Genomic DNA, 15,329 nt, shown 5'->3' with positions numbered 1-15,329 from the left:
GCCGGTAGAAGATCTTGATCAAAAAGGCGTATACGTCACCGGTAATGCAAATGACATTGAATCGTTTTCTTCTGGGGCCCGTCATAGAGAGAAAATCTTTAGGTAAACAACAACAAGCGATGTTGGATGTACCTTGGAGCGAAACAACTGCAACAAGAGGCGAAAGAAGCCGGTCTACGTAGATAAGGCCGCCCTTCAAGATTACCTCGTGAATCTCACAACTAAAGGGGTGACAAATGCATGAACCCATTGACTGGACCGCTCTTACTCATGAGAAAAGAAATGAACATTACGTTTGTCATCAATATGATCATCACCGTTGTACTGTTCTTTAGTTTTGCGTGGATTGGAGCTTAGAGGCTGATGCGAGCTTCGTTCTATTCGGACCCATTTTTGCAGTTTTTTATTGTATCCTTGGGTGAATTTTAAAGGGTACTCCCTCATTTTGTCTCTCGGAGGCACCCGGCGACAATTTGTGGTCGCTTTTTATCTCGTAGCGATTTTCTTTATAATAGTAAGCGTCGCCTTATTGCACGGCTTGTATTTCTTAAACGATCATCTTCTCCAATGGACGACGTTTACTCAAGCAGGAGAACTGCTCGCTTCTTCTCACCCACTTCTATATATTTGGGCAGATTTTATTTGGTTGTTTGTACTGTTTTCAATCAGCTTGTTCATCCGCAGTTTTTGGTTTAATTTCGGGTCAATCATCACACTCAGTCTCGGTGCAGCGCTACTCATCTTATTGACTTCTTGGTTCTTTTTAGGGGATACAAGTCCCGTGTTTGATTTCATCTTAACGAACCACCTAGCATTTCTTCATATTATGCTTGGCATCTCTCTTCTTCTATCATTGGTGACGTATTTATTAATGAGAAACGGGCCTTTAGAAAATGGTGGAAGAATCGCTTGGCGTCTATCGTAAACTAAGGATGACCCCACTCGTGCCCCCCGACCAAACAGAGGTAAAACTTTGTTTGATCGGGGGTTTTTGTTTTCTTAACGGCTTATGCATAGATTTCATACGTTTCTGCCACCATAATAATCCAACCTTAGAAAGAACAGGCGGAACGTGATATGGCACTTTTTCTAAAGAAAAAATATAAAGGATACGGTGATCAAGCCAACTTTTCACCAAGTCTTGAAGCAAATCTTGACGAGATTAAACAATCTGTGGGGCAAAGTGATGACCTCGTAATCCGCCGTTTTCGTTTAGGGAAAACGACGAAACTGCCTGCTGCTGTTGTTTATATCGACGGAATGGTTGATCAGTCTACCGTTGAACATTTGCTTAGTGAATCGATATTGTTTGACGAAGAATTTTCCAATATGCAAGAAGCTTTACATTTGTATTTTGATTCATTTGGTGATACGAAAGTTCTTTATGATCGTGACGCATTACTTACTTCCTTACTAAGTGGTCACGTGATCAGTTTTGTGAATGGCCATGTTCTTGCGTACAGTATTGACATGATTTTCTGGCAAACCCGTCAAGTGGATGCCCCTTCTAGTGAAAATGTCATCCGCGGGCCTAAAGAAGCGTTTGTGGAAGCATTTCGGGTTAATACAACACTCATTCGTCGAAGAATCAAAGATCCGAACTTACGTTTTGAGACTTATTTAATTGGCACTCGTTCAGAAACGACTGTTGTCGTGACCTACATTGCCGATATTGTGAATCCAAAAATATTAAAGGAATTACACGAGCGGATTGATCAAATCCATACAGATAGTATTCAAACGAGTGGTGAGCTTGAAGAGTTGATTCAAGATAATGCTAAAACCCCTTTTCCGAACGTATTCTCTTCGGAACGACCAGATACGATTTCCTCTCACGTCCTGGAAGGAAAAATCGCCATTATTGTAGATGGAAACCCTTTCGTCCTTGCTGTACCCGCGACATTCATTGATTTTATACATAGTGTTGAAGATTATACGCAGCGGGCAGATGTCGGCTCTCTTCTGAGGATTCTACGGCTCGTTTGTGTCTTCATTTCTTTATACGTACCGGCGCTTTACGTGGCGATCACGACGTATCATCAAGAATTGATCCCCTTTAATTTGATGGTCAGTTTAGCTGCTCAAAATGAAGGCACACCGTTTCCTACTGTATTGGAAGTACTCATTCTCGAAGTGCTATTTGAAATTATTCGCGAAGCAAGCATTCGCATGCCTGTACAAATTGGTACAGCCTTGTCCATCGTTGGTGCACTCGTTGTCGGTCAAGCGGTCGTGGAAGCAGGAATAATTTCTTCTTCGGTCGTCATCGTTGTCGCTGTGACTGCTATTGCTAGTTTTGTCTTTCCCATCTACAACATTAGCGTCCCTTTTCGCATTAACCGCTTTATCGTATTAGTGTTCGCTTCGCTTTTTGGCCTGTATGGGATTTTCTTATTTTCCATGCTCCTTCTCATTCATCTGAGCGGTCTGAAATCTTACGGTCTTCCGTACCTCGAGGGCTTAACGCCGTTTGTGAGACGTGATCAGCGGGATACAATTATTAGAATGCCAAAATGGATGTTAAATACCCGGCCTAGAATCGTTGCTAAAAACAACCGTACCCGTCAACAAACACCCGCGCCCAAACCGGAAAAGAACAGCTAAGGAGGAAAAACGATGCTCACTAAAAACACATTCATTGTTTTGCTTCTGCTAGCTAGTGTTTTGCTCACAGGATGCTGGGATCAGTGGGAACTTCGCGATTTATCTGTCGTTACCGGACTTGCGATTGACAAAGGAGAAAATGATGAATTCATACTGACGATGCAAGTCATTAACCCAAGCGAGATCGCCGCTCAAGAAGAAGGCAGTGGATTTACGGCAGCTCAAAATTACGAAACGCGAGCATCATCTATTCAAGAAGGATTTCGAAAGCTGACCCAACAAGCCCCTCGCCGTGGGTATTTTTCACATATTGCGGCACTGATCATTAGTGAGGAGGTCGCCAGTGAAGGTTTAAGTAATTTCCTTGATCACTTCTACCGTGATCATGAAATTCGCTCAGACTTCTTTCTTCTCATTGCTCGAGGAGAGTCAGCATCCGATATTCTTAGCTTGTTACCTCCCATTGAAGAACTTACGTCCGTAAACTTGAAGCATTCTCTTTTATATAGTGAAAACAGTTATACCGCCGTAAAAGGGGTTACGCTGGATGATCTTTTTGAAGACCTTGCAGCAAGAGGCATTGATCCTGTTATGGAAGGGGTGTCAACGAGCGGGGATGTCGCCACGGGAAAATCAATCGAAAATCGTGAGTCAGTGAAACCGAGTGCTTATTTGTATGTAGGTCACTCTGGTTTTTTCAAGGCCGATCGATTCGTAGGTTGGCTAGATGAAGATGAAGTGAAAGGATACAACTATGTGATGAGTGAAAATCAAGATACACCGGAGACCCTCTCCTGCCCAGATGATGGCACCTTTGTCCTGGAGACGCAAAGCATCGAACCCAATATTAGTGTCCACTCAGGTAATTCCCCGAAAATTAACATTGATATCAAAATTCATAGCACACTTTCAGAGATGAATTGTGAAGGAATTGATGTTGAGAAGAAGGAGTCAAAACAACTGATGGAGGGCATTATGAATGACAAAGTCGAGGCGCTCGTCAATATAGCTATCCAAAAATCAAAAGAAGAACGTGTAGATATTTTTGGGTTAGGCCGAGAAGTCTATCGCCAAAAACCTCGTCTATGGGAAGAATTAAAGAGCGAGTGGTACACACATTTAGCTGAAATTCCTGTCCATGTGAACGTGAATACAGAGGTTGTAGGGTCAGGGGATGTGAATAATACGTTTAATGTTCGGGATTATATCGATGACGATTAAAATAATTGGCGTGATCATAGGGGCAATCATACTGTACTTGGCACAAAGACAACAGCTTGTGAATAAAGAGGACCCTCGACTGCATCCTACTTTTATTGTGATGCTTAGTGTAACAACTGTTTTCGTTTTGCTCTATGTTGCTGACGTGAATATCCCGAGCTTTACACGTTTACTGAGCAACTTGGCGATTACTTGGTAGAAAGGATGTTGAAGATGACGACACCAACGATTAGTTCGAATCAATTCCGCTCGATTGTCATTTATACGACGTGTGGCACGGCTTTGTTGAGCTTACCGACCACACTTGCCAACATCGTTTCTCAAGATGCATGGTGGATTCCCCTCGTCTCACTACTATTAGGGTTTCCATATGTTTTGCTCATCATTTTATTTGGACGTTGGTTCCCAAATGATACATTTGTCATAATGCTCACGAGGTTGTTCGGAACGTGGTTCGGTAAAATTGCAGGTGTGCTTTTTCTACTTCTACCATTTCTCTCTGCACCTCACCACCTCCATTTTTTCACTCAATTCATTATGACTCACTTTTTTCGTGACACCCCATCAATTATTCTTACAGCCTCTTTCATGGCAGTTGTCACCGTCGCTGTGTACCGTGACATTGAAGTTATCGGACGCGCAAGTGAGCTCACGATGTTTATCTTTATTTTTTCTGTGCTATTGTTTTCGGTGTTTGTTATTCAAGACGTGGATACTTCGTACTTAAAACCGATGTTTCAGAACGAACCACGAACATATGTAGAAACAATTTTATTTATGAATTCAAGAATTGTCGCTGTACATATGATCATTCTACTCGTTTTGTTTCCACGAAATATTCAAGATAAACGAAAAGCTGAACATGCTCTTATTAGCGGATATATTATCGCTTGTCTGCTTTTGTTTATAACTGTATTTTTGTCGATTACGATATTGGGGCCTGAGCTAACTAAAATCCAACTGTACACCGGTTTCAAGCTCGGTCAACGTGTAGAAATCGCAGGAATAATTGAACGTTTGGAATCGTTTCTGTATGTCATCTTTTTCATTACGCTCTTCTTTAAACTAGCCATCTATTTATATGCAACGTCGTTTAGCTTTGCCAATATCATCGGTATACGCAACCATGAACCTTTAGCCATTCCATTTGGAATTCTAATTACAGTTCTATCCATGACCGAGTTTAAAAGTATGATCGATGATAGTGACTTTTATTTTTTAGGTTCTTTATACTTGATCATCCCGATTGCTTACATAATCCCAGCACTCATGCTTATTACTGGAATTATTAAGCGTGCGCGCGCCAATGAGCCCATCATTCCTAAACAAGCCTCTGAAGCAAACACACAAAATCACCATGACCTGTGACAAGTGGTGCACGATCAAAACCAATCCATTGAAAGTGAAACACAAGCCCTGTTTCTGCCCCACCTCCACTCGGAGAGTGGCTCCAGCGATCTGGCAAATTCGGGCAGGAAAAATGATAGAAAAACCGTTCTTCAGTCTGCCCATCAGCACGTTGCCACTTATCTTGAGCGAGGAACACCGGAGGGGGTAGCGACTGAATACCTGTCTCTTCAATACATTCCCTCACTGCGGCATCTATGACCTCTTCACCGGACTCGACAGTTCCTTTTGGAACTTGTATACCCGCATGAAGTGAATTCTGGGTGAACACAAGTAAATGATCACCTTTTGTAACGTAGGCATACACCTTTCTGATTAATAACGCCCCCTCTACAGCTTTGTCGAAATCGTGCACTCTTCCAAACTAGGTACAGCAAATGTTGGTGGGTCATTTTTGTTCATTGCATCTGTCTTACGGGTAACGCCAGTATCGACATGAAGGGTATCAATCTTAGCCCGAATGCCTGTGAGAATATCGGTGTCATAGTTGTCACCAACGAGCAACGTTTCATCATACGACGTCCCAAGCCGCTGAATCGCCTGATCAACAATCCATGACTCAGGCTTCCCAACAACGATGGCTCGTTTTCCGCCTGCCACTTCAATGGCCGCGAGGATGGATCCATTTCCAGGACTCATTCCCCGCTCAGTAGGGATGACCCGGTCACCATTTGTAGCGAGCAGTACTGCTCCTTTTTGAATAGCAAATGCCGCCGTTTCAAGCTTCTCGAAAGTAAACGTCCGGTCAATTCCGACAATCACCGCTTCCACATCTGTGTCACTTTCTTCTACCCCAGCATGGTAAATCGCCGTCTTCAGACCCTTCTCACCAATGACATACGCGCGCTTAATCTGTTTAGAATCCACATAGTCACCCATCGCCATCGCACTCGTATATACCGTTTTTGGATGCGCTGGCACCCCCATTAGCTGTAATTTCTCGACAACCTCTTCGGTAGTTTTTGATGAATTGTTCGTGAGAAACATATACTTCTTACCGGCCGCTTCTAATCGTTGAACAAAGGCACGGGCTTCTGGAATAACCGTGTTGCCACGATAGATTGTACCATCAAGATCGAGAAGAAACCCTTTGTGATCAAAAATCATTCGCTTCCCTCATTGTCTGGCAAGAAGGCGCTAACAGGCCCTAGTTCACGATCAAGGTACTCCGTCACTCTTGAAGAATACTCTTTTAACGCTTGCTGCTCACCTTGAATGACCGCATGCAATTTGATGTGATCAATATCAAGATAGTCTTCGACCAGCACTTTTCGAAACGCCAGTACTTTTTGCAAAGAAGCTGCCTCTTCACTAGAGATCACACGTTCATCTTCTAATATATCGAGTATGTCGCTATAACTTCCCGGGTCACGCATAATAAATCCATCGATCATTTGATTACCAACATCGAGCATCGCTTCAATATATCCTTGCGTGATTCGTTCAAGAGCAAGCTCATCCACTGCCCCTTCCCACGATGGTTGGCTACGAAACGTTTCCATAAGTCGGTCCATATAGCGAAGTCTTCTGTAAATAAGTTTTCTGTCTACAAAATACATTTTTTTACCTCCTGTTCATCCTTATTATAAAACAGCCGTTTCCGAGAAGAAAGCTGAATAAATGGAGACAAACGTGACCATGCTAACACGAAGGAGATGGTCAATTGTGGATGATAAAGAGCGAAAGTATGAAGACTTTGAAAGTGTAGAATCCATTGATCACGATATCATTCCAGAAGACTTACCAGAAGGACCTTACGGGGCACCTGTTGATAAGCCACTCGGAAAGACCGAGCCGTGGGAGCCAGGTCAGCATGCAAAAAGTGCATTCATATATGAAAACCGCGAACTGCATGCCGGTAGAGAGCGGAAAGACCCGAATGCCCATGATCCCCATTCAAAAAAACGAGGAGACGAAGCCGATTAGGCTTCGTCTTTTATCGTATTCAGTCATTTAACCGCCCATAGGCTGCTTCGAGTGATTTTTAATTATATAATGAGATTGAGTGACATAAGTTAAACTTTTGATTTTCACGGAGTGAAACTGATCACGCCACATGATCGGCAACACACGTCATCCAAGTATATGAAGAGGTTTTATTTTGAGCTGCTCTCTACTGCGGTTGACATGCCTGCTCATTTTGAGGTATTTTAGGAGATCCGTGATCTAGATCGCATCTGAAACGATCTAGATAAGTTGAACGAAAGAATTTCTTCAAGAACCAATGGTAAGCTTGGTAAAGTGGAAACCATGCTCGAGTTGGGGAATTCGCAAGAAAAACGGTCTATTCTCATAAACTAGGGAACAGAATGAGCAAACTAGGGAACAGATTACCGAGTCACCTGTACATCCCCGCCCCGAAGTACCCACAAGACGTCGGCGCGAGCCGACATGTTGATGGCACTTCAGCCTGGAATCGGCGCTAAAATCGACCAAAAGCGAAAACTTGCGCGCAGGTGGGTAAACTAGCGCACAGAATGGTCGTTCGTCTTGCCCGCATGTGCCGCCACCCCCTGCGGCAACGGTTCCAGAGAACCCTCCTCTGCATTTCCAAGCCAAAGGCGCCGACAAGTTGCTCGCTTATGGGCATTGAATCTGCGCTCCAGTTGGAACAAACTGCGCAAGTTTAGCGGAATGAACCCCAAAATCGTTAAACTAGGCAAACTTGCGCGTAGAACGTGTAAACTTGCGCGCAAAATGGCAGTCCACACCGGGCGATCCCTCCCACCCAAAGCCCAACTGCGCAAATCAGGAAAACGTTGTGTTCATTCTATATAGATCACTTTTGAACACCACCGTTAACCTCTTAATGAAAGATCTATGAACGTTCATTTCTACATTGAACGTGAACCCTGTTTATACATGTAAAGACCTCATGAGCTAGCAACCATCATCGGCACCAGAGGTGCCGATGACAACCCGAACAGTCTTCGGTGCGGCTCGTGTTGACGTCCGGTTGACCCTTTGTAAAGGAAAAGAGCGGTGGAATTTCTTACACCATACGTATGGAGAGGTGGGCTTATGCTGTTGCAACCTCAGGGACAGTTCAACGTATCTCGATCGTTTTTCGCTGCCTACGTATCGCCTCGGCGTTCCATAAAATGAATTCCAAGTGCGGTAAATGTGCAACCAATAAACACGAGAATGGAGACGGGCAAGAGAAACTCATCAAAGCTCCAATCATAAAGTGTCACGCCGTACAATAGTTCCATTCCATAGCGAACGGGTGAAAGATACGACAGTGCATACATAAAGTCCCCGGTCACATGCAAAGGCCAAAACGCCCCTCCAAGCATCCCACTTCCCATCGCAAAAAGCATCACTAACCCGCTTAGTTGTGTAAGATTCGTAATTAAGCTGCTCAAAAAGATCCCGACCGCCATCACGGCAAACAGATACGGTATCACGGCAATATACGTTAACCAATACCCACCGTAAAATGGGAAATCGAATAGGTAATGAAAGATCGTTAAGGCGGTCATCACTTGAACATAGCCAATAAGAAAGACAACGAGCAAATAAGAACTGTAGATACTCCACTTCGAGCTCGGTGATAAGATAATGCGGTCCCAAATGCGACGACTACGCAATTGCAATATGTCACTAACTGAAAACGCGATCGTGTAAATGACGAAAAATAGTGCCCAACCAAACATATTTTTGACCGTATTATTAAATGGCTCGCTATTGTCTATTCCAATATAGGACGTTTCCACTTCAAACACGGAATCCAGCGCTTCCATCTTTTCAACCGTCTCACCTGTCAGGCTGGTCATTATATAAAACTGATCCAATACTGGCGCTACGCTCATTTCCGTCATGGATGGTGTCGTGAACGGCTCCACAATATAATCATCTTCATACAACCCAAAGATCGCATCCACTGTCTGCCTCGTTCGAACAATCTCTCGTTCTTCCTGGGACAAGATTTCAAAACTTACCTCATCAGTAAACGACTGCAATTGTTCGACTTTCGACTGGAAAAACGCTTCTTCCATCGACTCATTGTACACAAATGCAGAAGTACGTTCTGTCTCTTCTAGACCGGTAACCGTTGCAAACAATATGGTCACAAATAACATTGCGAGTAGCGTCCACGGGTTTCGAACCGTCAACAGTGTCAGTTGCCACAAAATTCCTCTCATCGTCTCTGCTCCTTTCTTCGCATCAAGGCTGACGCAATTAGCGTACACACGATTCCAAAGAGCAATAAATATACGAAGGAAGAAGCCATCGTCTGGATTGCAAAGCCTTGTTTTGCTTGTAGGAGAACGGTCAAGCCGCTTCCATTCGGCATGAACTGGCCGATTTGGGCGAAGATTGGAGCGATCATAGCTGTATCAAAAAAGTTCCCTCCTAGAAGGCCCATCGCTACAAAAATAAACGAACTAATTACAGAGATAGACTGCTCCGTTCCGTATGCCAGGGAGAGAGCTACAATCAGTGCACTTAATCCGCCAATGGCTAAACTAAACACACTCAACGCAAGTATAAAAACCGGAAGGGATGCTACTTTAAATCCAAAAAACAAACCGGCAATTGTAAAAATCACTGTCAATTGTCCTAAGGTTAGCATTGTTCCAGTCCATACACGACTCCCAATAAATGAACCGAGTGTCACGTTAGAAACGACCATCCGATCCAATGTCAGATTCTGCTTATCTCGAATCGCAAAGTTTGCCATCGTTGATGCTACATAGAGACTAAAAAACACGGTGAACGATACGACTGAATACTCAAACATCGATATGCTTTCGTATTCCACTTCGGCGGTTTCTCCAGCTGGCATATAGTCCTCTACTGCACCGTCTTCACCAATTGCCACGTGAAATTGATAATAGAAAATAAACTGTTCGACCCACTCCGCAACCTCTGTTGCCCCTTCGTTCACTTCTACATTGACCCTAATCTCTGGTTGACGAGCATCGGTTGTTTCATCAAAGAAAACCCGCTCCCACACCATTTCACGATAATCTTGTGGAAAAGAAATAATGAGTGCATAATCAGAAACATCGACCTCATTTAGACGGGTGTACGTTTGAACATGAATCATATCAGCAAGTTCATCTGTATGAAAAAAACCATCCACCAAACTATCTGGAAGAGAAAGGGAGTTCGCGGAAGTAAGAATCGCTCGGTCCACCTCTGGATGGCGTGCAGCAAACGATTCGAGTGCATCATCTAACTGACGTTCATCTACGACAGCAACGTTCATTGATTGGAGTTGCCATCCGTCCTCATTGCCACCAATCATGTGAATAACGGTGATGACGATGAGCGGAACGAGAAGTAACAGGAGCCAGATGCTTCTCGTTGCTTTGAAGGAAAGGAATTCTTTTTGTACTAGTGCCCACATGATCGTACCCTCCTAATCCCTGAGCTTGCGCCCGGTCAGATGCAAAAACACATCTTCCAGTGTGGATTCTTTTGCGAGCACTCCATTCACACGTATATGATTCTCAGTAATCACGTGCATTAGATCCTGAAACAAGGGGTTCCGATTGCTTGTCACGATGATTCCATCATCTGTTTTGACAAGATTTTTGATCTGCTTTTCTTGCTGGAGCAATTCGTACAGCTTTTCTTTACCTTCTTGCACATGAACTTCATACGTACTGCCACTTCCAAGAATCTGCTTGATTTCTTCTTTATTTCCAGATGCAATGACTTCCCCTCGGTCCATAACATACAAACGATCACAAATAAACTCCACTTCTTCCATATAATGGCTCGTATACAATATCGCCATCCCTTGCTCTTGTTGCAACGTTTTCATTAAATCCAACAGATGTCGTCTTGATTGAGGGTCTACACCGACCGTTGGCTCATCAAGGAATACGTATTCTGGCCGATGGACGAGTGCACACGCAAGGTTTAAACGGCGCTTCATTCCCCCTGAAAATGTCTCCACCTTTTCCTTTTTCTTTTCTTCCAGTCCAACATCTTGAATAAGCCGAGCAATTGTTTGTTTACTTTCTTGTTTGGAAACCTTATGTATTTTTGCAAAAAAATTCAGATTTTCTTCAGCGGTCAATTCAGGAAACAAAGCAATATCTTGTGGAACAACCCCAATTCGAGCGCGATATTTTTTTAAATTTTTTCTCACATCCACCCCATTGATACACACTTGCCCTGTTGTTGTTTGAATGAGCGAAGCGAGCATTGAAATTGCCGTTGTTTTCCCTGCACCGTTCGGTCCTAAAAGTCCAACGGCTTCACCTTTTTCTATATGAAAGTTCAACCCTTTGACCGCTTTCGTCTGCTTGTAGCTCTTCGTAGCTTCAATCATTTCAATCATGCTCATCACCTCTATCACTTACAGTACACGATTTCACAACAAATCAAGAGTATCTACAGTCATTTCTTGCAAGTGACCAGAGTCACTTTTTGTCATTCCAGTAGGGTCAGGAAAAATAAATGTCCAAGCCATACTTGTTTTTGGAAGGACGTGCACATGGAAATGACCTTTCGCAATCGGTTTATTATCTTGAACAAAAGCGAGCATTTGTCGTATCCAAGGAGTCTGGGTTTCATTTTGAATGAGTGCAGAAACGAGCAGCTCACCTTTATGGTTTATGGCGACACGAAAAACAGTATATGGTTTTCGCGGTGTACAAGTAAACAGTTTTTCAACATGTTTGCGATCTTCGATCGAAATGGTCTTCTCCCATGCAGGATGCCAGTAGAGTGTTTGTTCCATCCAATAAACACCTCCTCTGACAACTAGTATATCAAAATATTATCCGCAGATAACTATTCTAAATATTCATCATAATCGGCATAATCTATTGACTTTTTAGATGCGGAGTACTATCTTTAAGGTGAATAATAATTTTAAAATGGGGGGCTTGAGATGAAATATATACACAGCTCATCAAAATGGTGGATGCTCGCATCCGCAGCATTGCTGCTCGCTGCTTGTGGTGATGATACGGAGGAAGAGGCTACTGGCGGTGACGACCCAGATGACTCTGCTGAAAACGGCGGAGAAGAGGGTGGGGAAATTTCAGGAGATCTTGAAATTCAATATTTCGTCGGTGGCTACGGAGATTCGTGGTGGAAAGAAATTATTAGTGATTTTGAGGCTGAATACCCTGATGTAACAGTCATTGAACACGCTGGACCAAACATTAATGACGAAATGAGAACGCGGTGGATTTCAGATGATCCGCCAGATGTTGTTTATATTGATGGTGCTGGTTCTAGTGAAACGCAGATGATCGAGGATAACCAATTAATGGACCTTACGGATTGGCTAGATGATGTTGAACTTGAAGATGGATCTGCGCTGCTAGATAACTTCATCGTAGAACCGAACCGTCATGACGGTCAAATTTACACGTTGCCGCTCGTCTTTGATACGTGGGGAACATGGTACAACGCTGGACATTTTGAAGCCGAAGGCTATGAAGTACCTACAGATTTTGATCACTTTATGGAAGTGATGGGTGATGTTCAAGCAAATGAAGACATTTCTCCTTTCGTGACTACTGGTCAACATCCATACTATTTCTTGCGCGGGATGCTCTATCCAGCTTTTGCTTCTGTAGGTGGGGATGAACTACTTGCCGATATTGTTACAGGTGCAGAAGGTGCGTGGGAAACACCTGAAGTTGTCGAAATCATGGAAAATGTTGAACAGATGCAAACAGAAGGATTTTTCGACTCTGGGCTTGGCGCGTTTAACCATACCCAGTCGCAAATGAATTTCATTCTTGGTGACAATGCCTTCATCCCGGTTGGTTTCTGGTTGCCAAACGAAATGGCAAACGACACACCAGATGATTTTGAATTTGGGTTCATTCCTTCACCAATGCAAGCCGCAGGTGAACCATATCGTGTCGTGCCAGATTTACGTCCACTTGCTATCGCTGAAAATGCAGAGAATCCAGATGCAGCAAAAGCGTTTGTTGATTTCGCCTTTAATCGTGAATACGGTGAACTGTTCTCCGAGCATACCGGAGCGATGGTTAACATTACTGACATTGACTTAGATGGTAATGAAAATGTACCAGATTATCTCATATCCGCGAATGAAATGATTAACGACGAGTCACAAGTTCAAATTAACCAGCTTCCACACCCAATGAGTGCTGATTTGGAGCAACCGATCAGTGACGCACTCGTCTCATTGATGACCGGAAACATTGGTGCTGCCGAGTTTATTGAAAGCGCAGAAGCAGCAGCCGCTAGTTACCGTTAATACAAACATCAAAAGGATGTAGTGATGACGATGCACTACATCCTTTTGTACATATCCGTACGATTTTTGAAAAGAGGTGATCACCATGGTGCAACCAAAAAGTCAGCGTTACTTATTTTTAGCCTTTTGTATCGTTCCAACGCTCGTTCTTTTTATGATTTTTACGATCTACCGATGTTAAACGGGTTGTATCTCTCCTTCTTTGAATGGTCTGGTTCAGCAGGAGGTCGCACATTTATCGGTCTTGATAATTACGTGCAACTATTCAATGACAGCATTATTCCTCGCACCATCTGGCATGATTACTTTCTAGTGATTACAAAAGTATTCGGCATTATGATCCTGGCAACATTTTTTGCCGTTGCTCTTACTCAGTTAAGGCTGCGAGAGGCACCTTTTTACCGAGTCATTTTCTTCTTTCCAAATATTATGAGTGTTGTAGTCGTCGGGATTCTTTGGTCATTTATTTACAATCCGTCACTCGGGATCGTAAATTCTGGTTTGGAAGCCGTCGGCCTTGAAAATTGGACTCAACCTTGGCTTGGTAGCGAGACGTGGGCTCTTCCGAGCTTGGTTCTACCTTCTGTATGGGCAGGAATTGGTTTATTCATGCTCATGATGATGGCGGGAATTTTGAACGTACCGAAAAATACGTATGAAGCAGCACGGATCGATGGTGCAAATGAATGGCAACAATTTTGGAAAGTGACGATGCCTCTTATTTGGCCACAAATTAAAAATTCCATTCTTTACATCGTCATTACCACTCTGAACGGATCATTCATCCTCGTTCAAGTGATGACGCAAGGTGGACCGAACAATTCAACGCACGTGATGGGTTCGTACTTATACCAGCAAGCCTTCAATCAGTATAACTTTGGATACGGGGCGACCATCGGTGTTATGATTCTCATTTTGTCTCTCATTACTATTATGATTCTACAATTCTTCTTACGTCGTGAGAAAGTCGAATACTAGGGGGGATCTCATGCAGACAGCGACAGAACAAAACAAGAAAACCAATCAGAGCTTCAAACATACACTCGCTCGTGCAGGCATTCGAATCCCACTCATTCTTTGGTCCATTGTCGTTCTTTATCCACTCGCCTGGATGATTGTTGGGGCATTCAAATCCAATGCAGAGATTTACGCTTCTCCTTGGGGGTTACCGGAGACGTGGAACATCCAAAACTTCGCAGATGCTTGGGTAAATTACGAAATAGGGAGTGCATTTTTAAACAGCTTTCTCGTCACCGGTGGTGGAACTTTACTTACAATCGCTCTTGCCCTGCCTACATCGTATGCGCTAGAACGCCTGCGCTTTTATGGACGGATGCCACTGTATTACATGTATATTGCCGCTATGCTCATTCCTGTTGTACTCGGCTGGATTCCGTTATTTTTCATTCTTGGGAACTTAAATCTACTCGATAGTTTACTTGGGCTCACCATTGTGTACGCTGTGAGTCAAGTTCCATTCAGTGTATTTATACTGACAGGTTTTATGAGTTCATTCCCTAAAGAGTTGGAAGAATCAGCGGCGATTGATGGGTTATCGCCGTACGGCACGTTATGGAAGGTCGTTACCCTCTTACGATGTCGGGAATCATTACGGTGTCGATTATGAATGCGATCATTTTTTGGAATGAGTATTTTATGGCACTCATCTTTTTACAATCAAGTGAAAACTACACGCTCGGTCTTGCGATGGACTTGATGAATAGTGAAGCGCAATACACGAATGCGTGGGGAACGCTGTTTGCTGGTCTCACCATTTCGATTATTCCAGTCATCATCTTATACAGTGTGTTCCAACGCAGAATCACTAAAGGGATGACAGAAGGCGCGGTTAAAGGGTAAAAGATGATGTCTAAACGAGAAAGGAGGCTTCTGG

Annotated in this window: 14 protein-coding genes and 2 pseudogenes; 9 read left to right on the top strand and 7 right to left on the bottom strand. The window is 43.4% G+C overall.

The genetic code is table 11. The features are described from left to right. The first annotated feature begins 475 nt into the window (after positions 1-475). The 5 genes from JCM19039_RS17815 to JCM19039_RS17795 all read left to right on the top strand — a co-directional run bounded on the left by JCM19039_RS17815 (position 476) and on the right by JCM19039_RS17795 (position 5,193). Positions 476-925 (top strand): hypothetical protein, encoded by a 450-nt coding sequence (locus JCM19039_RS17815; RefSeq protein WP_042429719.1) that lies wholly within the window; start codon positions 476-478, stop codon positions 923-925. Positions 926-1,077: 152 nt separating this feature from the next. Further along, positions 1,078-2,604 carry a spore germination protein gene (locus JCM19039_RS17810; RefSeq protein WP_042429716.1) on the top strand — a complete coding sequence of 509 codons (1,527 nt, stop codon included), beginning with the start codon at positions 1,078-1,080 and terminating at the stop codon, positions 2,602-2,604. 12 nt (positions 2,605-2,616) lie between these two features. Continuing rightward, entirely contained in the window at positions 2,617-3,825 is a 1,209-nt protein-coding gene (locus JCM19039_RS17805; protein WP_042429714.1) for a Ger(x)C family spore germination protein, read from the top strand. Next, positions 3,815-4,024, top strand: a complete 210-nt coding sequence (locus tag JCM19039_RS17800) for a hypothetical protein (protein WP_042429711.1) — start codon at positions 3,815-3,817, stop codon at positions 4,022-4,024. Before JCM19039_RS17805 ends, JCM19039_RS17800 begins: the two co-directional genes overlap by 11 nt. A 14-nt stretch (positions 4,025-4,038) precedes the next feature. Beyond that, positions 4,039-5,193, top strand: a complete 1,155-nt coding sequence (locus tag JCM19039_RS17795) for an endospore germination permease (protein ID WP_042429710.1) — start codon at positions 4,039-4,041, stop codon at positions 5,191-5,193. Here JCM19039_RS17795 and JCM19039_RS23370 read toward each other — a convergent pair. From JCM19039_RS23370 to JCM19039_RS17785, 3 genes are read right to left on the bottom strand one after another with little or no spacing between them, the layout of a single operon-like run. After that, the gene (locus JCM19039_RS23370) at positions 5,147-5,503 is read right to left on the bottom strand and encodes an NUDIX domain-containing protein (protein WP_238545121.1); all 357 of its coding nucleotides are present in this window, start codon (positions 5,501-5,503) and stop codon (positions 5,147-5,149) included. The two genes, JCM19039_RS17795 and JCM19039_RS23370, sit on opposite strands and share 47 nt — an antisense overlap. A 59-nt stretch (positions 5,504-5,562) precedes the next feature. Next, positions 5,563-6,339: a TIGR01457 family HAD-type hydrolase gene (locus tag JCM19039_RS17790; RefSeq protein ID WP_042429709.1), complete on the bottom strand. Its 777-nt coding sequence runs from the start codon at positions 6,337-6,339 to the stop codon at positions 5,563-5,565. Then, positions 6,336-6,791 carry a DUF86 domain-containing protein gene (locus JCM19039_RS17785; RefSeq protein WP_042429703.1) on the bottom strand — a complete coding sequence of 152 codons (456 nt, stop codon included), beginning with the start codon at positions 6,789-6,791 and terminating at the stop codon, positions 6,336-6,338. The genes JCM19039_RS17790 and JCM19039_RS17785 overlap by 4 nt, the downstream gene beginning before the upstream one ends. 106 nt (positions 6,792-6,897) lie before the next feature. On the opposite strand from JCM19039_RS17785, the gene JCM19039_RS17780 reads away from it, so the two are divergent. After that, entirely contained in the window at positions 6,898-7,158 is a 261-nt protein-coding gene (locus tag JCM19039_RS17780; protein WP_042429701.1) for a hypothetical protein, read from the top strand. Positions 7,159-8,306: 1,148 nt separating this feature from the next. On the opposite strand, the gene JCM19039_RS22535 is transcribed toward JCM19039_RS17780, so the two are convergent. The 4 genes from JCM19039_RS22535 to JCM19039_RS17755 are packed head-to-tail and all read right to left on the bottom strand — an operon-like array spanning position 8,307 to position 11,932. Then, positions 8,307-9,377, bottom strand: a complete 1,071-nt coding sequence (locus JCM19039_RS22535) for an ABC transporter permease (protein WP_052398912.1) — start codon at positions 9,375-9,377, stop codon at positions 8,307-8,309. Then, a complete protein-coding gene (locus tag JCM19039_RS17765; protein WP_042429696.1) occupies positions 9,374-10,588 on the bottom strand; it encodes an ABC transporter permease in 1,215 nt (404 codons plus the stop codon). The genes JCM19039_RS22535 and JCM19039_RS17765 overlap by 4 nt, the downstream gene beginning before the upstream one ends. A gap of 12 nt (positions 10,589-10,600) precedes the next feature. Further along, entirely contained in the window at positions 10,601-11,530 is a 930-nt protein-coding gene (locus tag JCM19039_RS17760; protein ID WP_042429691.1) for an ABC transporter ATP-binding protein, read from the bottom strand. Between the two features lie 33 nt (positions 11,531-11,563). Continuing rightward, positions 11,564-11,932 (bottom strand): SLAP domain-containing protein, encoded by a 369-nt coding sequence (locus JCM19039_RS17755; RefSeq protein WP_042429689.1) that lies wholly within the window; start codon positions 11,930-11,932, stop codon positions 11,564-11,566. Between the two features lie 153 nt (positions 11,933-12,085). On the opposite strand from JCM19039_RS17755, the gene JCM19039_RS17750 reads away from it, so the two are divergent. From JCM19039_RS17750 to JCM19039_RS17740, 3 genes and pseudogenes are all read left to right on the top strand, one after another. Further along, positions 12,086-13,435 carry an ABC transporter substrate-binding protein gene (locus JCM19039_RS17750; protein ID WP_042429686.1) on the top strand — a complete coding sequence of 450 codons (1,350 nt, stop codon included), beginning with the start codon at positions 12,086-12,088 and terminating at the stop codon, positions 13,433-13,435. Between the two features lie 85 nt (positions 13,436-13,520). Then, a pseudogene (locus tag JCM19039_RS17745) lies at positions 13,521-14,413 on the top strand (carbohydrate ABC transporter permease). 10 nt (positions 14,414-14,423) lie between these two features. Then, positions 14,424-15,295: pseudogene (locus tag JCM19039_RS17740) on the top strand (carbohydrate ABC transporter permease). Positions 15,296-15,329: the final 34 nt, after the last annotated feature.

This window comes from Geomicrobium sp. JCM 19039, from assembly GCF_000698145.1.
Lineage (GTDB): Bacteria > Bacillota > Bacilli > Bacillales > Marinococcaceae > Geomicrobium_A.
The sequence above is the reverse complement of the archived record's forward strand: the minus strand, read 5'-3'. Positions and strand labels throughout refer to the sequence as shown.

Coding starts and splice junctions, on each gene's coding strand:
- JCM19039_RS17805 (WP_042429714.1), top strand. CDS start 2,617: ATGCTCACTAAAAACACATTCATTGTTTTGCTTCTGCTAGCTAGTGTT.
- JCM19039_RS17785 (WP_042429703.1), bottom strand. CDS start 6,791: ATGTATTTTGTAGACAGAAAACTTATTTACAGAAGACTTCGCTATATG.
- JCM19039_RS17765 (WP_042429696.1), bottom strand. CDS start 10,588: ATGTGGGCACTAGTACAAAAAGAATTCCTTTCCTTCAAAGCAACGAGA.
- JCM19039_RS17755 (WP_042429689.1), bottom strand. CDS start 11,932: ATGGAACAAACACTCTACTGGCATCCTGCATGGGAGAAGACCATTTCG.
- JCM19039_RS17800 (WP_042429711.1), top strand. CDS start 3,815: ATGACGATTAAAATAATTGGCGTGATCATAGGGGCAATCATACTGTAC.
- JCM19039_RS17790 (WP_042429709.1), bottom strand. CDS start 6,339: ATGATTTTTGATCACAAAGGGTTTCTTCTCGATCTTGATGGTACAATC.
- JCM19039_RS17760 (WP_042429691.1), bottom strand. CDS start 11,530: ATGATTGAAATGATTGAAGCTACGAAGAGCTACAAGCAGACGAAAGCG.
- JCM19039_RS17795 (WP_042429710.1), top strand. CDS start 4,039: ATGACGACACCAACGATTAGTTCGAATCAATTCCGCTCGATTGTCATT.
- JCM19039_RS17750 (WP_042429686.1), top strand. CDS start 12,086: ATGAAATATATACACAGCTCATCAAAATGGTGGATGCTCGCATCCGCA.
- JCM19039_RS17810 (WP_042429716.1), top strand. CDS start 1,078: ATGGCACTTTTTCTAAAGAAAAAATATAAAGGATACGGTGATCAAGCC.
- JCM19039_RS22535 (WP_052398912.1), bottom strand. CDS start 9,377: ATGAGAGGAATTTTGTGGCAACTGACACTGTTGACGGTTCGAAACCCG.